Below are 23,198 nucleotides of genomic sequence, written 5' to 3' on the forward strand. Positions count from 1 at the left end.
AAATTTTAAGGTTACTCAGGAAACGTAGTTGAGATAGGACTGGTAATATTTTAACAGATAACGGGAAGGGATACCCAGGTACAGACCTGCAGCAGTAACCGCATTATAAAATACATTCTTTGAAGGAGCTCCCTGAAATCCGGATATCAATCCAGCTAATACACTCGCATTGGTGTGCCAGTCGATATTAAAGGATATAGAAGCGCTCAAGCCTCTTACCTGATGGAGCGTGCCTGAAGGCATGAACAGAATATCTCCCGGATCGATCACCACATCATCCCTTTGTGCTTCACGCAACAAGGGAAACTGGTCAAAATCAGGATGCTCCAGGTCCACCTTTGCCCAGCGCCAGCTTTTCAGGTAGCATTTATCACGGTCCCTGGCAGCTACCATATAAAACCGCTTGCTGCCACTGATCTGGAAGAACAGGTTGTGCGTACATAAGGTATCGAAATGAAGCGGGGTCAAACTATTGGAAGGCCCCATGAAGAACTGTACAAACTTCCACCAGTTATCTTTATACCAGGATGGGAAAAGAGACACCGGAAAAGAAGATACATCTTCTTTCAGATGGGGCATAATATGAAAGATGGGAACATCATGGAGATAAGCAGGCTTTTCAGCGGGTGTCACACCACTGGCCAGCTCACGCTCATAAGTTTCCAGTTGTGCTGCATAAGCGGCTAATGACATCATCACCTTTTCGCCTTTACTCACGTCACCGGTTTTGATAGGCAGGTTGACAGAAGTGCCTAGTTCCTTAAAATAGGCATTGTTCCATTTCTGTACTGCCGGCATATCACTAATGCCGCCTTTTACCACCAATGGCCTTCCCGGCTTTACATAATCCCTGTAGAAACTGTGCCTGTCGATATTTTCAACGATTGAGATCATAGCAAAAAAACATTAAACAGTTACATTTTCATTTGCTTCCAATGCAGGCGCCATGGAATAATTCACCGCTTCAAAGATGGCCAGAGCTCTGTCAATCAAAGTTTCAGTGATGATCAGGGGAGGCAGGAGCCTGATCACATTGTTATATTGCCCTCCGATCTCAAACAATAGTCCCCGCTGGAAGCATGCTTCCTTTATCTTCACTACGATCTCATTATCGGGTTGCTTGGTTTCCTTATCCTTTACATACTCGATCCCGAAAAAGAGACCACGTCCCCTTACTTCACCGATAAAAGGAACATTTCCTTCCAGTTCTTTCAGCCTTGCCCGGATGAGGGATGACATTTTAGCCACATGCTCCTGCAGGCCGCTGCCGGCCACAAAATCAAAGGCGCCATTACCTGCGGCAATACCCACCTGGTTACTTCTGAAAGTACCAATATGTTTACCACTCTTCCATTTCTCAATGCGTTTGTTATATACAATGGCGGCCAGCGGGAAACCAACACCGCCAATACCTTTAGACATCGTATAGATATCCGGCACTACTCCGCTATGCTGGGAAGAAAGAAACTTACCCGTACGGAAGAAGCCTGCCTGTATTTCATCAAATATGACCACGATGCCATGTTCATGTGCAATAGCAACCACCTCCCTCAGGAAATCATCTTCAGGGATCACGATGCCGCCTTCACCCTGTATAGGCTCCAGGAGGATCGCTGCCGGCTTCTGTATACCGGAGTGTGGATTCTCCAGTATTGATCTGAGATAGGATGCACATTGCAATCTGCAGGTACTTTTCTGCTGATTAAAAGCACATCTGTAACAATAGCTGTAAGGAATAAAATGAACATCGGGGGTCAGTGCACCCAGGCCGGTTCTGAATGTCACGCTACTGGTGGTTGCCAAAGCGGTAGTGCTCATCCCATGATAGGAACCCTGAAAAGCGATGACGCCCGTTCTGCCCGTTGCGAGCTTGGCCAGCTTGATCGCTGCTTCAATGGCATCAGAACCGGTAGGACCTGTAAAAGCGACTTTGAATTCATCCCTTACTGAAGCATCCAGGTGCCCCAGCAATTTATCAATGAACTGTACTTTATTTTCAGTAGGAAAATCGAGTGCATGTATAAGGTTCTCCTGCTGCCGGCGCACATATTGCATAACGAATTCATTGCAATGTCCAACATTCACCACCCCTGCAAAGGAAAAGAAGTCGATCAGATAGTTGCCATCCTCGTCTTCCACCACAGCCCCCTTTGCGCGCTTTATAGCAATAGGCATACTTCTGCTGTATGACACAATCTCCGATTCTTTCAATTGCTGCTGCTGCAAAATGGCCTCCGATCTTGGACCAGGAAGCTTTGCACTAATGATCCGCTCACTGGCAGCGAGGTGGTACTTTTCAAATTTGTTTTCCATAATTTCTACGAACTAGAAGAGTTAAATAATTGAGGTCGTGGTGGCGACTACCTGTTTAGAGATTAATAGGAATGTCAATCATTCCTACTGTTAACGGGTCTGTATGTTGTTGTAACCGAATGATCTCATCTGTTGTTTTCCAGGGCTCCTGTACTGCTATCTCCACAATTTCATTCAATCGCTGCTTTACAAACGCTATTCTTGCGTCGCTGAATACTGCAGTCCTGTATTTGATCCGGACGCGGATACCTCCTGCATGCTCGCGAAACAGGATCGTCATGTCATACTTAGTAGTTTCATCGCCCACTTCAAGTGGAGTAATGACGATATCATCTGCCTGTAATTCCATTTCCTGCCGGTCTTCATTTTCAAAAACCACCAGCATATTGTATAGTTCCAGCCGACGTGCGTCTACTACCTGTTCCAGTGGGTAATGCTGGTAAAGCAGGATTTCTCTTACCTGGTCCTGCAACTTTTGCATGAGGGTGATGAAAGTATCGCTTTCTTTTATTTGCAATACAACCGGCAATGTGTTTACATAAAAACCGATCTGGTCTTCCATATCCTCTTGTCTTCTCCCTGCTACAGGTATGCCCAATACTAATTGCGACTGAGCGGCAAAAGCATGCATCAGTAAAAAAGTACCTGCCAGTACAGCAGCATGTAAGCTGACGCCATGCATGGATGCGAGTTCTTTCAGGTCTCCACCAAGTTCAAACACGCTTGTTTTCCCTGTCCATTGCTTTTGCACATCCGGGATAAGATCATAAGGGAATATTGCGGCCCCGGCTGCAGCTTCAAGTTGCATAGACCAATACCGGGCCGCTTTTGCCGCGTCTGGCGTATCCATCCATTGCAGTTGTGTTAACACGGCATCTTTATACTGACGTGTTTTTAAAGGCAACAATAGATGATGATATAAAGCTGTCAGCTCATTCATAATAATACCAACAGACCAGCCATCAGTAACAATGTGGTGCGCCACAACAATAAGGTGATATTGCTCCGGAGCCTGCTGCAACAGCGTCATCCGCATCAGCAGGTCTTCCTGAAGATTAAAAGGAAGGGATAACATTTCCTGCAATACATCAGCCGTAGCCATGCCCTCCTGAGCTATTGCTATTTTCACAGATGGATCATAAGCTATCACCTGCCGTACCATCCCGTTTACCAGACGGAAACGGGTACGCAACACTTCATGCCTTGCTACAAGTGCCGCAAATGCTGCTTCCAGTGCATCAATATTTAAGCTGCCTTTTATGACATATACTGCAGGCATCAGATACGCTTCACTTCCTCCCTGTTGATCTATGATCCACAGTTTCTGTTGTTCGAAGGATAACGGATAATGTTCCTGCTCTTCAAACACGTGAAGCTGTGGCTGTGTGGCAGCCTGTTTTCTAAGATGAGCGGCCTGTTCCTGAATGGTCTGAAAAGCAAATACGTTCTGTAAACTCACCTCCTGTTGCAGTACAGCTGATAACCTGGCTGCGAGCAACATGGCATTCAGGGAATGCCCGCCGTGCAAAAAGAAATTATCTGCAACACCTATCCGGTCAAGTTGTAACACTTCTTTCCAAACTGTACGTATCTGCGATATGAATGGATCAGCTATAGCAACATCTGCAGTCTTCTGCTCCGCTCTATCGAAAGGCAGGGCCGCCTCATTGATCTTTCCACTGGTTGTAACAGGGAAAGCATCCAATTGCACCCATCTGGATGGGACCATATACTGCGGCAATTGCGTTTGAACGAAAGCCGTAATGACTGACGCATCTCCAGGTGTTTTTAACTGATAAAATGCCACCAGCTCCTCGTTCCTCACTACTACATATGCCTGTTGTATCAGAGGATGTGATTGAATAGCCGATTCTATCTCGCCCAACTCAATACGATATCCCCGCAATTTTATCTGCCGGTCCATTCTGCCGATAAATTCTATCGTTCCATCAGCTAGCCATTGTCCTGTATCTCCTGTCAGATATATTCTTGTATGACGTCCATCAATGGTAGTGTTGATAAATCTGCTGGCTGTCAACTCCGGCTTATTCAGATAAGCCGTACCTACACCAGCTCCTCCAATGCAGATCTGTCCTGGTATGCCTACGGGCACCGGCTGCAGATCCTTATCCAGCAGATAAATACCTGTGTTTCTCAGTGGCTTTCCAATAGTACTCTTCCTTCTATTGACATCTGCCCATTCCCAGGTAGAATTCACGGTAGCCTCTGTTACACCATATACGTTGATCAACCTGGCGGTATTTCCAAATAGTGCCTGGAAGCGCTTAACCAGTGCAGGATCCAGGGCCTCTCCTCCTGTAATGACATATCGTAGCGGAGGCAATACTACCTTCTGCTCAAGTGCAGTCAACAATACATGTAAGAATGATGGTGTCAGATCAGTGATCGTGATCTGCCCTGTTGCAAGGACCGAGGTATATGCTGCCAGGTCTCTTCTCACCTCTTCATCAATAATCACCAGCGTATGACCATATACGAGTGGTGCAAAAAGTTGTTGTACTGATGCATCAAAATTAACAGAGGCAGTCAGTAATACGCGCATACCGACAGAAGACCTGTAAAGCATTTCACCAAACCACATGACCAGGTTGTGCAATGCGCCATGAGATATTTCTACACCTTTAGGCTTTCCTGTTGTGCCCGAAGTATAGATCGCATACGCAGGCGCCATTTCCCGGGGATAAATAGCAGGATTCTCTGTGGTATATCCATCCAGCGCAATCGTATCAAGATAACATACTGCACAGGACACCTTAGGTGTATCAACAGCAGTATCAGTAAGCAGTAATGAGATACCGCTGTCTGAAATGATATAGGCCTTCCTGTCTGCCGGATACACTGTATCAACAGGTACATAGGCAGCACCTGTCCTTAAGATAGCCCAGATAGCGATCACCAGCTCCGCAGAACGTTCCAGGCTAACACCTATCAGCGTTCCTGGCTGAATATTATATACAGCGATCAGATAATGCGCTAACTGATTTACACGTGCATTAAATGCGTGGAAACTGATCCTTTCCTCACGGAACATCAGCGCTGTTTCCATTGGACGGGAAATAGCCTGCATCTCCAGCAGATGGAAAAGATGAGGATCATCATTTGTAACAAACGGCGGATTGAAAGCGGATAAAGCCTGTTGTTCTTCCAGCGGCAAATAAGATAAACTACTGACAGGCACTTCTGGTTGTTCCAGGCAATGCTCCAGAAATTGCTGAAAATATCGGGTAAAACGCGTCATCAGCTCCTCACTAAAAATATCTGCATTGAACTGTATTCTTATATTCAGATGATCTGTATATTCTTCCAGATCAAAGTTCAGATCAAACTTACTGATCCCTGCATCTACCTGCCTGTAATCTTCATGCTTCCAGGTCTGTCCGGTCTCTTCCAGCATCACGACCATCACATCAAACAACGGAGAACGACTCAGGTCCCTGTTCAGCTGCAAACCATCAACCAGCAGATCAAAAGGATATTCCTGGTGTTCATAGGCCTCCATCGCTACCTTCCTGACTGCTGCCAGTAAGTCCTTCAGCGTAGCGGAACCCTCCACAGATAATCGCAATGGCAATGAATTCACAAATAGTCCTGCTACATTCTCTACCTCTGGTAAAGTTTTTCCGGAGACAGGAACACCCAGCACAATATCTTCTGTACCTGTATACCGGTACAGGAAAGCGCCTATTATTCCCAACAGCGACATAAAGAGGGTCACCTCCCCCTGTTGTGCAGTTTCTCGTAGCTGCTTCAATTGGGTTGCATCCAGGGAGATCGTCTGTGTATTTCCTTTAAAACTTCTTACTGCAGGGCGTTTGGTACAGCCTGGCAGTTCCAGCGGCACTACCGGCGTTGCAAAACGCTGATACCAATAGTCACGTTGTGGCAACAACTCGCCAGCTATCATCCTTTGCTGTTGCGCAATGGTATATTCTTTATATTGATAGGACAGCGGTGCTAATCCACCTTCTATAACATTATATAATGTAAACAATTCTTTCGCCAGCATATTCACGGTGCTGCCATCTGCAATGATATGGTGCATGGTGCAAACGACGGTAGACTTATCTACTATTGTAATCTGTAGCAATGGCCATTCATCCAGTTTAAAAACAGGCATACTATTCCCGCTAAAATGCAGTTTGAATACACACTTATCTGCAGGTAATATTTTTTGTACGGGCGCCCCCTGTACCACGGGAAAAATAGTGCGCAGACTCTCGTGCCTGTTCACCAATAATTGTACACATTCCTCCAGTAACCTTTCATCTACTTCCATTTCCAGCTTAGTCTGGAAGGAAATATTATAAGCCGTCTTTTGCGTATCCAGCTGATGTAGTATCCACATCCTCTTTTGTGCATATGATACAGGGTAATATTCCTGTTCCTCCGGCTGTATGATCCCGTTATCTGTGCTGCCAGCCGCCAATGCGATCACCTCTGCAAACTGATGGAATACAGGCTTCATAAAAAGGTCCCGCAGCTGCACCGCCTTTGAAAAGTATTGACGCACCTTATTCACCAGCTTCGTTCCATTCAGGGAGTTCCCTCCTGACAGGAAAAAGTGATCATTCCTTCCTGCGGCGGTAACACCCAGTACATCTTTCCAGATATCGGCCAATGCTATTTCCTGGCGTGTCAGGAAAGGCACCGCTTCCGCTGCCACAGTTGTTTGCGGCGTGGATAATGCCTTCCTGTCTATCTTACCGGTAACTGTTAAAGGGAATGCCTGGAGGTGAATAAATTGTGAAGGCACCATATAAAACGGCAAGCGGGCAGATAAGTAATCATATAAGCCGGTCTGCGGTAATCCATCCTTTGTAGTGTAATACATCACCAGCTGTGCTGTTTCCTTCCAGACAGTGATCAGCACTTCCGACGTCAACCCGGATGTACCGCATACATGAGTGATCTCTCCTGCTTCAATTCTATAACCACGTATCTTCAACTGATCATCCATACGACCAGCGAACTGCAGATATCCTTGTCCGTTTACAATGCCATAGTCACCCGTTCTGTACAGTAACTCTCCTTTCCTGAAGGGATTTTCAATAAACTTTTCCTGCAGGGCTGCTGTCATTTTCACATATCCTGTGGTCAATCCTTTGCCGCCCAGGTAGATCTCCCCCTTCACCCGGGGAGGTACCTGTTGCAGATCGGTGTCCAGCAGATACACTTGCCTGTTGGCAATAGGCCGCCCGATCCATTGACAATCATCTTCACTATTTACTTTATGATAAGTAGCACATACAGTAGATTCCGAAGGGCCATATGTATTATAAATACTCACCTTTCCTAACAGATTGCTGATATGCCCTGCGTGTAAGACTTCGCCACCGCTGATAAGTACGCGCAGATCAGGAAACGCAAGCCCGGTTTTATTCAGCTCACCGATCACATAAGGCGTCGTGCTAAGCAGTGTAATACCCTGCTGCTGCATTACCATGGTTAGCTGATCAACGTCCCTTCCGCCTGCTGGAAGGACATACAGGCCACCACCTGCCGCCAGTACAGGGAATATTTCTTCTATCAATACATCAAAAGAAATAGAAGATTGTTGTATAATCCTGTCAGCTGCCGTTATGTTGAAAGCTTTCCCAAAAGTCAGCACATAGTCTGCTAAAGCCCCATGACTGATCTTAATACCTTTAGGGATGCCAGTCGAACCTGAAGTATAGATGATATAGGCGATATCTTCTTCCCTGATGTCACATTCAGGATCATGTGTAGGATAAGTACTGCTATCTGTACAGTTAATAACAGCGATACCGGGTGGAATAATAGCTGTATCATGATCCGTAAGGATAATACGGGGCGACGTTTCATCGATCATATGTTGCAGGCGTACTACCGGATACTCAGGGTCCATAGGTACATAAGTATTACCTGCTTTCAATACTGCCAGTATCGCTATTGGCAGATAGGCTGACCTGTTCATCAGCAAGCCTGTACATTGCCCGGGTGCACCACCTTCCTGTATCAGCTGATGGGCGAGCTGATTAGCGGCTTCATTCAGCTGACGATAAGTATACTGTATCTTTTCACAAGTAATGGCAATAGCATTCGGCTGAATAACAGACTGCTCTGTTATCCTTCTGTGAACGGGAATAAACGGACTGCGATCTGTAAACGTATTATTCCAGTTATGCTGCCAGTCGCCTGTTGTTGTAGCCCCCAGCAAGGTATCCGGCACCGTCAGCAATGTATTACCTAATACTTCAAAGTGCGTGAATAACTGTCCGATCAGTGCGTGATCAAATTTAGCGGTATCGTACCTGGCTTCCAACACCAGCTCTCCCGCTGCTTTCAGATGGAATTCCAGTTGAAGATCTACCAGTACATCTTTTAAAGATATCGGTAGCTGTTCTATTTCGAGTCCACTATCCAGTAGCTCAAACCGGTCGCTCCGGTCAAAGTTCTGTACCAATAACAATACATTGAACAATGGTGATGCTGTTCTGTTATAGCCGGCGGGTAATGTGTCCAGATCATAAGGATATACCTGATGTGAAAATGCTTCGATCACCTTTTGCTTGACCGCCTGCAGCATAGTCCGGAAAGATATTTTCGAATCAATAGCAGTACGAATGACCAATTCATGCAGAAAATAGCCCATAGCCGTTTCCATTTGCGGATAAGGCCTGTGTGCAGTATCTGTTGCTATCAGGATATCTTCGCTGCCAGTATATTTATAGAAAAGTACATTGAGTAATGATTGCAAAACGATAAAGGCACTTACTTGTTCTGCCGCGACAAGTTGTTCAAGCCCACTGATAAAGTCCTTTCCTAACACCCTGGTATATCTGTTGGTAACAGGAACCTGGCTGGCTTCTTTTGCAGGAAACACCAATGCCGGGATCTCTCCCTGTAGCTCACTGCGCCAGAAGTCGCGGTGCTCCTGCATCTGAAAGCTATCCAGAAAATGATCATACTGAAGTGCATAATCATGGAAGCGGAAATTAACAGGTGCCAGTGATAAAGGTGTGCCTTCTTTGAATGATCTGTATAAAAGAGAAAGCTCCCTGATGAAGACCTGAATAGACCATCCATCTGTGATCAGGTGATGGATATTGAGCAGGAAAATATAAACATCCGGAGCAGCTACTGTAAGCGTCACATGTATCAATGGTCCATACTCCAGATCAAAAGTCCGTTTCACTTCCTGCTGTATCAGCTGGTCAATATCACTTTCTTCAATCTGTTCAAACCAGTCAGATAAGCGGAATGACGGTAATATCATCATCTGCGGCTCACCATCTCTCTCAATGAAAACGGTACGTAAACTATCATGACGGGCAATCAGTGTTTCAAGTGCCTGCTGAAAAGCGGCCAGATCCAGTGCTCCCTTTATCCGGTACGCCCAGTTGAGATTCAGGGCAGCAGGCTTATTGCCCAGCTGATGTATGAACCATAATCTGCGCTGTGCATTGGTTAAAGGATATACTTCTTTTTTAATGATTCCCTGCAGAGCTGTCGATGGCTGTTGGGTCAGCCTGGCTGCCAGCTTACCGACAGTGGGATACAGGTAGAAATCCCCCATCCGCAGCAAAGCATAACCCATTTCCCTCAACCGGCCAGCTACTTTTGCCGCCTTTATAGAATTACCGCCTGCATGGAAAAAATTAGTGGTTACATGCACTGTATCCAGTTGCAATGCTTCTTTCCAGGCGGCAGTGAGTGCTTTCTCTTCAATAGTAACAGGAGCAGTTCCTTCACCGCTTTCCAATAATGGATAAGGTAATTTCTTCCTATCTGTTTTACCATTGGCATTCTCAGGAAGACTGTCAATCCTCACAAATGCCGCAGGTATCATGTATTCGGGCAGGCAATTAACAGCATATTCCCGTATCTCATCTTCTGATATTTCTACCCTGCATACATAATACACCGCAATAAATCTGTTTGCTTCTTCGCCCCATACCTTCGCTGCAAGCGCCTTTATACCAGGATGCCCGGCAAGTGCCTTTTCTACTTCCGTCAACTCTATCCGGTATCCTCTTATCTTTACCTGGTCATCCTGTCTGCCGAGGAATGTAATGCTGCCATCAGCATTCCATTTTCCGCGGTCGCCGGTTCTGTAAACACGCATGGCGATATCCCCATCCAGGTGTATGAACCTGGCAAGCGTTTCCTTTTCCAAACGTTGATATCCCCTGGCCAATCCGGCGCCGCCGATGTATATCTCTCCAACTATGCCTACAGGCAGTAATCGGTCGTTTTTGTCAACAATAAAAATATTTCTGTTCCTGATAGGCTTACCAATCTTCGCTGCATCTGACAAGGTCTTTACTTCCTGATATGCTGCACAAACTGTAGATTCTGTAGGCCCATAAGTATTAAAAACAGGTACTTTCCCAATGATCCTGTCAAGGTAAGCGGCCTTCAGCTCATCTCCTCCGCTTATAAGTAAACGAAGGGACGCCGGCAGGTCCGGCAGCTCATTCAATGCACTGATCACTAAAGGAGTGGTGCTTAAAACGGTAGCACCCTCTTTTTGTATGGCAGTCACCATCGCATGAATGTCCTTTCCTCCTTCGGGTAGTACCAGCACAGCTGCACCGCTACATAATGCCGGATATATTTCTTCTATATGGGTATCAAAAGTGAGTGCGGATTGCTGTACAACAATGTCAGCCCGACCAATATCGAAGTAAGTCCGGAAGGTCATCACATAATCAGCTACTGCACCATGCTCTATCAATACGCCTTTAGGTTGTCCGGTAGAACCGGAGGTATACAACAGGTAAGCCAGATCATGTTCATGAATAGCTGTTTCACCCACTACAGCTACTTCTTCTATCTCATTCCAGCGCAATACCATAATATGCGCAGGGATATTCTCCAGCTCCTGGTCGGTGATCAGCCATTTCACACCACTATCTTCCAACATAAATTGTATACGGGAAGCAGGAAAAGTAATGTCCAGTGGCACATAGGCAGCCCCTGCCTCCATGATCGTCAGCATAGCAATGATCATCTGCTCATTCCGGTTCATCAGGATACCTACCCTGTCTTCACCGCTTATGTGATACAGTTGGTTCAAATACGATGCACGACGGGTAAATGCTTCCACCAGCTCCTGGTAAGTGATATGCTGTGCTCCGCAGATAAGGGCGATACTGCCAGGATCCTGCGTTTTGATCTGCGCTGTAACGGGTAAGAAGGCGGCCGGGATAACAGGTGCATTAAATGTATGCGATGCAGGTGACGCAAGAGAGAAATCAGCTACTCTTGTTTCCGGTGTAGCTATAGCTATCTCCAGGAATGTACAAAGCTGTTCAAAGAAAAACTGTACAAATGCCTGGTCATAATACCGGGTATCATAACGCAGGTTGGCGCGAAGACCGCCGGCATATTCCCTGAACTCCAGCTGCAGATCAACGATAGCTGTCTGTTCCGGTATTTCAAGAGGTATTACCTGTAGTTCCCCTAGCGAAGGGATCTCGAGTGCATGTTCGAAGTTCTGGTACACAATCAACAGGTCGAACAAAGCGGAAGTAGCATCTGCCGCTGTCTCCTCCACTAACAGGTCTACCGGATATTGCTGATATTTATAGCCGTTCAGCAGTTGTTGTTTTACCAACTGCAACAGCTGACGAAAAGATATTTCTTCTTCAAAACGTACCCGCACAGGAAGTGTATTCAAAAAGCAACCGATCACGCCTTCCCATTCTGTGCGGGTCCGGCCTGCAGTTTCCAGGCCAAACAGGTTATCCTGCCTGCCCGTAAGCTTGTAATAAAGTAATTGAAGCCCTGTAAATAAGGACATCATCATCGTCACTGATTCCTGCTGACTAAATGCCTGCAGGGAAGCAAAAAGTGAAGTGGGAACATCCAAAGAAATCGTCGCCCCCGGATGCTGCCCTTTTTGCACCTCTTTCGTTTGCCGCAACGCTCCCAGCTCCGGTACATACCCAGCCAGCTCCTGTTGCCAGTATTGACGGGCATTCTCAAATAAGCCCTTCTCAATGCATTGCTTTTCCCATGCCACATGGTCACTGTAATAATACAATGAGGGTAAATTACATTCCTGCTGTTGCCGGCAACTTTCATAAAAGCTGTTCAACTCTTTCATGAAAATGCCCACCGACCAACCGTCAAAAATAAGATGATGGAACGTGAACTGAAGTACATACTCTCTCTCCGGTAGTTCCAGCAATAATACTTTACACAATTGTTTCTCCGGACCGAACGACTGACCAGCGAAATCAGTTGTCAGCGAAGATATTGCTTCAGGTGCTGCCTGCATCTTCGTAATGGCAAACACTTCCACCGGAAGGAATTCCTGTATAGGTTCCCCTTGCTGATACCGGAATACGGCCCTTAATACGGGATGCCGTTCCAACATCTTAGTCAATGCTTTTTCAAGAGCGGCTACATCCAGCGGCCCTTTAATAAAAGCGGCTACAGACAGGTTGAAGGAATGCCACATATCCTGTAGCTCACATTGCATCCACATCCTTTTCTGTGAATGTGATAACGAACAGGATGATATAAACGAACTACTGATCACCTGTGTCTCTGCTGATACAGGTGCTGCCAGCCTTTCAAGATCTTTAAATGAAGTCAGCTCAAACAACGCAGCTACATCCATCTGCCTGCCCGTTCTTTGTTGCAAATGATTATTCAACGTCATCATTTGCAGACTATTCAAACCTATGGATAAAGGAGCATCTGCCTCACTGACTTGTTTACCGGTAATACCACTCACGTAATCCAGTGCTATCTGCAACAATCCTTTATCCTTATCGCCGGCTTCCAGCACGGTCTGCAGCTGTTCCAGAAATCCATCAAACTCTCCTTCCAGATACCTGGATACCAGCTGAAAATACTGGATTTTCCCACTCGTGGTCTTTGGCATTCTATGGATAGCGATCACTTTGTCTGGCAATAATCCAAATCGTTCCGATAACCGCTGCGTGATCTGTTGTACTACAGGTACAAACGCTGCCGGAGTGCCTTTGAACAATGCAAAGATGAGCAGCTCTCCACCGCTCTTATCCCTGCCCGTATGTACTGTTCCCGCTGCAGCTACCCTGCCTGTTTCCAGACCAGTTATATCTTCGAGTGCCCTTTCCAGGTCCTGGGGATAATAATTCTGTCCATTTACAATGATCAGGTTCTTAGAACGACCCGTAATCACCAGCCGCCCTTCATGCATGAAACCAAGATCTCCCGTCTTTAACCATCCATCCTCCTTGAGGATAGCACTGGTAGCCTCCGGGTTATTAAAATATCCTTGTGTAACATTCGTTCCCCTCACCAGTATCTGGCCCACCTGCAGGTCTTCCAATGGAGTCCCGCCATCATCGCAGATCCTGACTGCGCAATGGGTGATAGGATAACCTACTTCCACAAAGTCAACGGCCTCCCTGCTGGCTGCGGGAACATACTGCACCCTGTCTCCGGTATGCAGGTACTGACGGTGAAGACTATATACCACCAGCGGGTTCCCTGGCTCCTGTATCGAAACTGCTACAGAGGCTTCTGCCAGCCCATAACAGGGGGCAATGACATCTGCTGGCATCCCAAATGCTTGCATGCGTTCCTGGAACTTCCGGCAGGTGTTAATGGAAATAGGCTCTGCTCCGTTATAGATCAGTCGCACTGGGGAAAGATCCCATCCTGCACCGGCACCTGGCTCCAATGCCCCCATCAGGTATTCATATCCAAAATTGGGAGAATACAACAACGATGCTTTGAAAGCACTGGCCCTTTCTGGCCATATCAAGGGCCTTCTGATAAATAAGGAAGTAGCAATGATACATTGACGTATCCCGCGTAACATAGCAGTGAGATGGAAGCCGATCAGGCCCATATCATGGGTAAGCGGCATCCAGCTTAAAGCAATATCAGCAGCAGTTATCTTACAACGCTCACTAATATCCAGGGTATTAAAATACAGGTTCCCATGGGTTAGCACAACACCTTTCGGTGTTCCCGTAGAACCTGAAGAGAACTGTATAAAGGCCACATCTTCCGGGGCGCAATCATATTCTTCGCCAGCAATGGCAGCAGCCTGTATAAGGGCAGGCGTCACGTTTCTTTCCTGCAATGCTGCCAGCCAATCGCTCAGACCCTCCTTCACAGCATACTTCCCTATCTGCGCAAACTGCGCGGGGTCTGCTACCAGGAAGGGCCTGGAAAGGGTCTTCCAAACGTTCCACAACTTCTGCTTATGGTCATCCTGTGTACCGATGGATAATGGTACAGGGATAATGCCTCCCAGCAGGCATGCCCAGAAAAAGAGGAGAAAGGCCTTGTTATCATCCAGCTGTAATACCGCCATATCGCCTTTCCTGATCCCCTGCTGTTGCAGACCTCCCAGGTATTGTAACGCAGTATCATACAGTTCCCTGTAAGAAAGCGTCTCTTCCCTGTTTCCACTATTGATAAAAACAATGTCCCTTCCATTCTCACGGATAGTTTGCCGCAGACTGGCTGGTAGGGTCAATGACCCTGGGGCTGTTCCCTTCATCATTCCTGCTAATTACTTTGAAACTGCTAATGTCAGATAGTGGAGCTCTCCTCTTACGGGCGACAGGACATCCAGGACGTCCCTCATGGTGAGCACGGCTTCCAGAGGCGGCTGATAAATAGTGCCTGGCCATTGGATCTCCAGTTTATTCAGCCCTGGCTGCAGGTCATTGGCAGGTATATGCAATGCATCAGAGATCCAGTGTGCAGCCGCAGGCAATTGATCGTATAACGGCCGGCCATTCAACACCAGCTTTATATTACCTCCCAGTGCATGTTTGCTCCTGTATACGATCTTCAGGATAAGCGTATCAGTGGCCCGGGAGAAAAAATTAAATTCAGATCTGACATTACGTGAGATATAATATTCTGACTGCTCGGGGAAATAATCATAAGTACTCCGGCTATAAAAAGACTCCAGCAGATCAACTTCCTGATGTTGCTCTACTGCATGCTCAGACAGTCTTAATGCTGACAACTCTCCGGATGTGATTTCTCCGGCTTCTTCAAGCACATCATTCATGGCATCGGTCAGTATCAGGTCCAGCAATTTTCCATTGACCGGATGAAAGACAGCTTCGGGATACTTGTCAATACCTGCATCAAGGTTGTTGAACAGGTCTGAAAAACTCCTCGTTAGTGGCGAAGCAAGCCTTCTTGAAGCCATATCGACATAAGACCTGCAGAAGCTGGCAGTGAGTGTAGGAACAGCCTTAAAAGCCTGCTCAATATGGAACCGGACAATCGGGTATTCCTGTCCGTAATGTGCGTTGTGTATAGCAGCATAAATATGCGCCATGCAGGTAGCTTCCGGAGAAGGAACTACTGCCGCTGCATGCTGGTAAAAGACTTCCGGATCATCCACCGGGATCTGCAGCTGTTCGGCAATAGCTGCGGTTACGGCCGCCATGCTCAACTGGATACCCGCCATGTTCATATGACAGTAATCCATGAAAAAATTACGGCCGGGAATGGATATGTCTGTATTCCTTGCCAGCAATGATGCCAGGTCCAATGTATGGATACCATATTTCTTTGCTTCCGACAACAGGGTGTGATATACAATGGATAGGATACGAGGCTTACCCACGGAACGGAATAACAGGGTATAATCCCTCGCTGCCTCCAGGTATTTTCGGGCTTCATCCCAATGACCAGCTGCCATGGCCGCCTCTCCCATCAGTTCATATATGGAGGGTTGTGTATCATCCATCTGTAACAGCTGATCACACCATTTCTGTACGCCGGCATAATCCTGTTGTTTATGGGCTTCCCTCGCGGCATTCCAAAGCTGTTCCCATAATGCGGTATCTCCTGCAGAAAGTACAGGGGTACTGGTTTCATGGGCAGTCACTTTCCAGTCTGCCAGGTTAAAAGCAGGAATGACAAATAGCACTGGCACGCCACGTTGTACAAATAACTCCTGCAGATATTGCAGGAAATCTTTCACGATAAGCGACAAGGCATTGTCTACCTTTTCTTTCAACCATTTACAGGAAATCTCATCCACTGGCAGATCAGATGCCAGGCGTGTGTTCAGGAACCCGCCATATAACTTATAGAAGAAATTATTACCAGCCATGATCACCACCATCGCTGGTTGCAGAACAGCGGCACTCTTCAGCACTGATCTCATTTCATCTGGTTCCATGCCCGACTTTGCAAGGTCAGTCACTTCAAATTCCCCACCGGCTACTGAAGACAGTACATGCTCTATGACTGCAGCAGGCGCATATTCATTACCATAAAAAGAGCCCCTGGCCACAGATTCTCCGGTCAGCAATATGCGCTTATTATCTGTTGTCAGCGATATCCTGTGTTGGCTGGCCCATTTTATCCATTCTCCCATTTGCTTTTTATCCCTCACATAGGCTCCTGTGCCGTGTTCCTCTTTCCAGATACCAATTTGCTGTACTACCGGAGACAATGATGGTGTTTCGGTAGCATGCTGTATCCTGAAGGCTTCCATTTTTTCCAGTATATCCGGTATACTGTTCTCTCTCCTGGATATATATGCTGCCAGTTGTTCGGCAGCTTCTTTACGGATACTTTCAGTTACACTCATGTTGTAACGGATTTATAATTGATGAAAAGATCTGCATTACAGAAAAGTATACAGCTGTGAGCTGATAGCATCAGAAGGCTGTTGGGCATACAGCTCCAGTAGCTGGGATATCACGTCCATCCTGTTCTCCTCGCGATAGAACAGATAGTTGCCCAATACCAGGCAGTCAATATCCGTTTTGATGAAACAATTGATAGCGTCCAGCGGAGTACATACAATAGGCTCTCCCCTTACATTAAAGGAAGTATTGAGCAATATGGGGCAACCGGTCAGCGCATCAAAAGCATCCAGCAGGGAGGCCATTAAGGGATTTACCTCGCGGTTCACGGTCTGCACCCTCGCAGAGCCGTCAACGTGTGTGATGGCAGGCAGGTCCAGTGGCGACTTCACCTGGCAGGTTTCCAGCATAAAAGGAGATGCGTGATCCAGTTCAAAGTGGTCTCCCTTCTTCTCTTCCAGCACCATAGGAGCAAAAGGACGGAAACCTTCCCTTTTCTTCACCATGGCATTAATCCTGTTCCTCATTTCAGGATGACGGGGATCTGCCAAGATAGAACGGCTGCCCAGTGCTCTCGGGCCAAATTCCATCCTGCCCTGGAACCACCCGATCACTTTGCCTTCAGCAATCAGCTCGGCTACGCGTTTCACCAAACGTTCCGGTTCATGGCGGAAACTACTCGCCTTCAGGAAGATCCCTTTCAGACTATTCATTATTTCTTTATCGCTATAAGCCGGCCCCAGACAGGCGGTCTTCAGTTTGCCTTCCGGCAGTGGTTGTCCCGTTTCCTGTATATAAGCCACAGCAGCGGCCCCCAGGGCTCCACCGGCATCATTTGCCGCCGGCTGTACGAAAAGCGCATCAAAAGGTCCTTCCCGCAATATGCGGCCATTGGCAACACAGTTCAGCGCCACCCCTCCGGCAAGACATAAATTCTTCAACCCTGTCCTGTTATACAGATAGGTGGCTTTTTCCAGCATCAGCTCCTCCAGGAACACCTGCAGGCTTTTGGCGATATCTTTATGGAACTGCTCCAACGGAGATTCTGCTACACGTGCCGGCTGACCAAACAGCTCACACAACGCAGGTGCATACATTTTCTGCTGACGCATAAAATCGAAATAAGAAAGGTCCAGCTGGAATTGTCCTTCATCCAGTGATTGCAATAAACGCCTGAACTGATCCAGGTACTTCGGCGTACCATAAGGCGCCAATCCCATTACTTTGTATTCACCCTCATTGACACTGAATCCCAGGTAACTGGTAATAGTACTGTATAACAGGCCAACGGAATGCGGATAGTTCACCTCTTCGAACAGATCAATGTTTACTCCCCTCCCGGTTCCATAGGTGGTGGTAGCCCACTCCCCTACTCCATCCATCGTGAGAATAGCAGCTTCATTAAATCCTGAGAAACAAAAGCTGCTGGCAGCATGTGACAGGTGGTGAGGTACATAACAAACAGGCCCTTCATATCCCAGCCTGATCGCAATTTCCTGTTCTACCGTATAAGGAGATATCCTTTTTAAGATCTCATCATTGACATCCGGCAAACCACTATACAATTGCCTCGACAATTTCTTTTGGGGCAGCTCATAATAAGACAACAGGGAAACATCATCTATCGTAATCCCTGCCTCTTTCAGGCAATATTGCATTGCATGATAAGGCATGGAGGGATCATTCTTGATACGGGAAAATCTTTCTTCCTGTGCGGCTGCAATTAGTACTCCATCACGGAGTATGCAGCAGGCTGCATCATGATACAATGCAGAAATACCCAGTATATTCATAACAGCAGAACTTAAAATCAGTAGACCTTGTTGATAATTTCGTTACATACAGGTTTTAACGTTTCCTTCCACTGACCAGCCTTTGCCTCCAGCACCGCTGGCGATGGTTCTGAGATGATCTCAAATACCAGGTCTTTCAGTTTGATAGAATGAAGGAATGCCTGCAGACAACTATCTTTCCCGTCATCGCCAAAATGAGCGATCACTGCTTCCCGGAGATTCATTGTAGCACCTACAAAACGGGGATTGGCAGGTTTACCATTTACACGCCCGCAAATAGCATATACGGCAGGTGATGCGGGGATGGCGGCAAGGTTATCCAGCCCGTCGAGATTAGTCTCCTTACTGAACAATTGCATTGTCTGCATTCCTTCAACAAGTGAAACATCTAAGATATTATGATCCATAACAAAGGATTTTATACTTGATTTTACAGTTCTACTTTTATTGCTTTTTCTTCTGCTTCTCTGTAATACCACCATCCGGTAGCAATGTCAAACACAGCCATCCCCATGGGATTGAACATAATTACATCGTCTGTTCCGGTACCGGCAAACAGTTCATCCAGTGCGTGAGTGGTAAAGGAAAAAGTATCTTCAGGGTTCAGACCATTTTCATGATGCATCACCTCTATATCTGTTTTTTCCCGGCATATTTCTTCCCAGTCATCTACAATGATCCTATCCATATATGCCCTCATCTGAGGCTGGTAGTCACGCAACGATACATTGGCCTGCAGAGAACCTTTTTTCGGCGGCAGATTAATATAAGGGGCACTGCTAACAGTACAGGTGATAAAGATGTCAGCAGGCACATAAGCATCTTCCCAGCTATGCACGATCTCTACTTTCTCCAGTACGTCTTCCGGAAGCCCGGATATATCTACAGGTCTGATATCAAACAGTCTCACTTTCGCGATATCATCCCACCACATTTGTCTGAGCAAATCCAGGTGCATCCTTCCTATCGGTCCAAAACCCGTGATGCCTATTTCAAGCGGTGCTTGCAAAGCAGAGCGGGATTCCAGGAAGGATTTGATGATCAGTCCTGTTACACCCGCGGTACGGATAGCACTGATTTTATTGGTGTTAATAATACAGAAAGGGATACCAGTATCGGCTTCGTTCAGGATAGTAACAGCATGTGCCCTGGCAAGGCCCTGTTGTATATTTCCGGGAAAACTGGCGATCCATTTAATACCTGCAGCGTTCACCTCACCACCCAGAAATGCGGGCATAGCAATGATCCTGTTCACCATATTCCTGTACCGGAGATAGGGCTTTACGGGTTGCCTGTAATCTTTTCTGGATACCATATCCACAGCATTACCTATCACACTGATCACATCCTGCCATGAAATACCGATCCTGTCTATGTGTTCGTCAGATAGATAGATCATTCTTTGTTTTCTTTTATGATTAATTAAGGAACCGGGACAGGTGCATTGAGGAGCGTACGATTCACCCATTCCTCATTATAGATAGTGTCCATATAAGGATATCCTTTATCCGGACAAAGGAATAATACATGATGGTTATTGCCGGGATGTGCTGCCGCAAAGAAATCCTTCACAGCATAATACATTGCGCCAGTAGAGCCACCGCCAAAAATGGCATACCTGTCAAATAATTCCTGGCAACCTCTTACGACATTTATTTCTGATACATGTATTACTTGATCGATGATCGCCTCTTTGATCATACCCGGTACTTTACTGGATCCCAGTCCTGAGATATAACGCTTGGCCGGCGGTGTTCCGAAGATAACAGACCCTTCTACATCTACCGCCACCACTTTTACATGCGGGAATTTCTGTTTTATCCGGCGGGAGATGCCGGCGATTGTACCGCCTGTACTAACTCCAATAAATACATAATCCAGCTTATCAAATGTCTGGTTGAGCTCTATGCCCAATCCATTGTAATAAGCGAGATAATTATCTGCGTTGCCATATTGATTGGTCCAGAAGATATGTTCTTCCTGACGGCATATTTCCTCTACCATATCCAGTCTCGTAAGCAGGTATCCGCCGGTGGCATCACGTTTTGACACTTTTACCACTCTTGTGGCAATTCGTCTCAGTATCTGTTCATAGCTACGATTGATATTAGGATCAATCACGACGATGGAACGAAGCCCAAGACACTTGCAGATCGAGGCCAGAGATACGGCAAAATTGCCTGAGCTGGATTCAACTATAGTCGTATTACTATTGATAACACCACTACGTATACCGTTTAACAGTATGTTATATACAGCCCTGTCTTTGATACTTCCTGAATAGTTATTGTATTCAAGTTTTACAAACAGTCGTATCTGATCATGCGGCAGCTCTCTTACCGGCGTTTGTCCGATAAAATTGCCAATATAATTCAGCTTGTCCAGAAGCAGTTTCTCTTCGGACCTGTGAATGCCTTCCGGCAGGCTATGGAGGTTCATTGTAATGATGGGTAAGTAATGCAGGCAGTATCGGGCGTTTCAGATGGCGGCAACACTGCTTACATCGGGACGGGTAAGAAAAAAGGGGTAACTTATATAACGACCAGTTGATCTACGGGTAGTGTCATCAAAACATTTCGCTGCAACAAATCAACACGCACCAGCAATTTCTTTTTATTATTATTTTGAACAATCTCGCAGGTAAGGCCGGCCAGCGCACCTTCAGTGATCATCACCTGCTGTCCCGGCTCAAAATAACTATCAGATACTTCCAATGCCCTGCCTTGCTCGGTTATTATCATTATATTCTCAATAACCGTCTTACTGATCCGTGCTACTTCTTTACCTGATCTGACATAATGCAACACACCATCCAGGTCCATTACATCATAATAGTCTTTCCGGTTCATCAGATACACAAATATATATGAGGGGAACAGGGGTTGATCTATATATTTCTTTCTGTCATGCCATATCCTGAGTGTCTTTTGCATAGGAAGCAATGATTGGATATTAATACCCGACAAACGGGCATGCACTTTCTTTTCATGGCATGGCTTGGTATAGATCAGATACCAACCTTCATGTGGATTAGTCATTTCGGGTATTCTTTAATGGAAAAATTGGAGTACGGGAATATCTCTGATGGAGTGCAATAGGTAAACGAACAATAGAAAAAATAGCTATCGCTAGCGGGAGTAACAATCCTGCTCTTTTATTAGACTTAGTGATGAAACTTGATAGAACTGAAATCAATATAAGAAGCTTCCTAAACGGCTAGCCCTTTATATTTCAGTTTAGAATGAAGAATGAACATAAATGCTCCGTTGATACAACGAGAACAAATTTGCTGTGGTCCAGATCTGGACAATCTGTTTAGGGTTTTATCCGGAAAATCTCAAATATCACATTACAATATTCTTATTAGAATTTCCTGGACTGGGTTGTCTACGTTACTTTGAGTTTTGTATCATTTCTTGCTTTGGATTTCTCATTTGCACGCAATTTTTATAATTATGAAAACCGTCTTAACCAGTTGGCATCTTTGGTCCCATATAGTAATTTAACTATTAGATGTTTAGAACAAAGCCGCTCCCGCCCACACACTATCCCAACCCCGATGATGATCTCATCAATCAATGTCCAATTTTGGCATTACCGTAGTGACAAGGGAAATAATATACATTTAATGATCAAATATTTCATTTATTGGGCTCATACATCTCATCAGTATAATAACACAAACAAAATAACTTTAGTATTACAATCAGACTATTTATTGAAATTTTTGCAGATACTTAAACCGGGCCTTATATTATTAGACAATACACTGTTCTCTTTATAAAACGAATTCTTTGGAGCTAAGAACATTGTTATTTAAAAACATTTTATATGAGTCAGGTTACAACAATTTCAATTAATAAGGCTTTCGTTCTTGACCTGTTTGTATCTTATCAAGATATGAGTAAAAATAGATAAAAAGATTTACAAAACCAACAGCGGTCAATTTTTTTTATGCAGTAATTCGCTGAATGTTACTTACTGTTTTTATCGATCGGCGTGGATAGCCCACTGAAAAAATTCTATGTCACCTGGGAAAACAATCTTAACATGATCAGGAGCAACAATATGCGTTCTGTGGGTACAACAAAATAAATTGGTGGGGGATGGTATAATTTGTTTCAGGTTCGGTAGAGAAGGCATCTCTGTGCTCCCGAATGGTACCGAACCAGTATTAAATCAGGTATTAATGCCGTACAAACTGTCTTGTCCTGGTATAGGTTTACAGTTTTGATGAGATAATCCGTTTGAATTTTACAATATTAAAAGATAATCCTAAAAAGGTTGTTTTGTTTAGATTTTAGTCCTGGATCAGGTTGACAGTATCAGCTGTTAATCCTGATCCAGGACTATCTTTTCTCTTCGTTCGCCATCTCCTTACTAATTCCCCTTGTTTTGTATGTGCCTGATTTGGAGTTAGGTAGTCGCAGCTTGCATGAGGCCTTTGTTCATTGTAGATGCGGATAGACGCTGTTACTATAGCCGCCGCGGTTTCATAGTTTTTAAATAACCGGTCCAGACCAAATTCTGACTT

At 45.7% G+C, this 23,198-nt stretch carries 10 protein-coding genes; all 10 read right to left on the reverse strand.

All coding sequences use genetic code 11. From position 1 onward, the window contains the following. Nucleotides 1-15 precede the first annotated feature (15 nt). Entirely contained in the window at nt 16-894 is an 879-nt protein-coding gene (locus BLR32_RS29785; protein WP_089837591.1) for a cupin-like domain-containing protein, read from the reverse strand. A gap of 12 nt (nt 895-906) precedes the next feature. Further along, complete coding sequence (locus BLR32_RS29790; protein WP_089837593.1) at nt 907-2,313, reverse strand: aspartate aminotransferase family protein; 1,407 nt, start codon at nt 2,311-2,313, stop codon at nt 907-909. A 55-nt stretch (nt 2,314-2,368) separates the two neighbouring features. Next, a complete protein-coding gene (locus BLR32_RS29795) occupies nt 2,369-14,812 on the reverse strand; it encodes a non-ribosomal peptide synthetase (protein ID WP_089837595.1) in 12,444 nt (4,147 codons plus the stop codon). A gap of 9 nt (nt 14,813-14,821) precedes the next feature. Further along, nucleotides 14,822-16,873, reverse strand: coding sequence for a tetratricopeptide repeat protein (locus BLR32_RS29800; RefSeq protein ID WP_089837597.1), 2,052 nt, complete (start codon nt 16,871-16,873; stop codon nt 14,822-14,824). Nucleotides 16,874-16,909: 36 nt separating this feature from the next. Continuing rightward, the gene (locus tag BLR32_RS29805) at nt 16,910-18,664 is read right to left on the reverse strand and encodes a carbamoyltransferase family protein (RefSeq protein ID WP_089837600.1); all 1,755 of its coding nucleotides are present in this window, start codon (nt 18,662-18,664) and stop codon (nt 16,910-16,912) included. A 17-nt stretch (nt 18,665-18,681) separates the two neighbouring features. Further along, entirely contained in the window at nt 18,682-19,071 is a 390-nt protein-coding gene (locus BLR32_RS29810) for a hypothetical protein (RefSeq protein ID WP_089837601.1), read from the reverse strand. A gap of 23 nt (nt 19,072-19,094) precedes the next feature. Then, complete coding sequence (locus BLR32_RS29815) at nt 19,095-20,063, reverse strand: hypothetical protein (protein ID WP_089837602.1); 969 nt, start codon at nt 20,061-20,063, stop codon at nt 19,095-19,097. A gap of 23 nt (nt 20,064-20,086) precedes the next feature. After that, nucleotides 20,087-21,103, reverse strand: a complete 1,017-nt coding sequence (gene sbnA / locus BLR32_RS29820; protein WP_089837604.1) for a 2,3-diaminopropionate biosynthesis protein SbnA — start codon at nt 21,101-21,103, stop codon at nt 20,087-20,089. A 92-nt stretch (nt 21,104-21,195) separates the two neighbouring features. Beyond that, nucleotides 21,196-21,702 carry a transcription termination/antitermination protein NusG gene (gene nusG / locus BLR32_RS29825; RefSeq protein WP_089837606.1) on the reverse strand — a complete coding sequence of 169 codons (507 nt, stop codon included), beginning with the start codon at nt 21,700-21,702 and terminating at the stop codon, nt 21,196-21,198. 1,262 nt (nt 21,703-22,964) lie between these two features. Next, on the reverse strand, nt 22,965-23,198 hold a 234-nt coding region (locus BLR32_RS29830; protein WP_143011643.1), incomplete at its 5' end, for an integrase core domain-containing protein.

The sequence above is a fragment of the Chitinophaga filiformis genome (genome assembly GCF_900102545.1).
Classification (GTDB): domain Bacteria; phylum Bacteroidota; class Bacteroidia; order Chitinophagales; family Chitinophagaceae; genus Chitinophaga; species Chitinophaga filiformis.

Excerpts from the sequence above, each read along its gene's own strand:
- BLR32_RS29790 (WP_089837593.1), bottom strand. The coding sequence starts at position 2,313 with ATGGAAAACAAATTTGAAAAGTACCACCTCGCTGCCAGTGAGCGGATC.
- BLR32_RS29785 (WP_089837591.1), bottom strand. The coding sequence starts at position 894 with ATGATCTCAATCGTTGAAAATATCGACAGGCACAGTTTCTACAGGGAT.
- BLR32_RS29795 (WP_089837595.1), bottom strand. The coding sequence starts at position 14,812 with ATGATGAAGGGAACAGCCCCAGGGTCATTGACCCTACCAGCCAGTCTG.
- BLR32_RS29800 (WP_089837597.1), bottom strand. The coding sequence starts at position 16,873 with ATGAGTGTAACTGAAAGTATCCGTAAAGAAGCTGCCGAACAACTGGCA.
- sbnA (WP_089837604.1), bottom strand. The coding sequence starts at position 21,103 with ATGAACCTCCATAGCCTGCCGGAAGGCATTCACAGGTCCGAAGAGAAA.
- BLR32_RS29810 (WP_089837601.1), bottom strand. The coding sequence starts at position 19,071 with ATGGATCATAATATCTTAGATGTTTCACTTGTTGAAGGAATGCAGACA.
- BLR32_RS29805 (WP_089837600.1), bottom strand. The coding sequence starts at position 18,664 with ATGAATATACTGGGTATTTCTGCATTGTATCATGATGCAGCCTGCTGC.
- BLR32_RS29815 (WP_089837602.1), bottom strand. The coding sequence starts at position 20,063 with ATGATCTATCTATCTGACGAACACATAGACAGGATCGGTATTTCATGG.
- nusG (WP_089837606.1), bottom strand. The coding sequence starts at position 21,702 with ATGACTAATCCACATGAAGGTTGGTATCTGATCTATACCAAGCCATGC.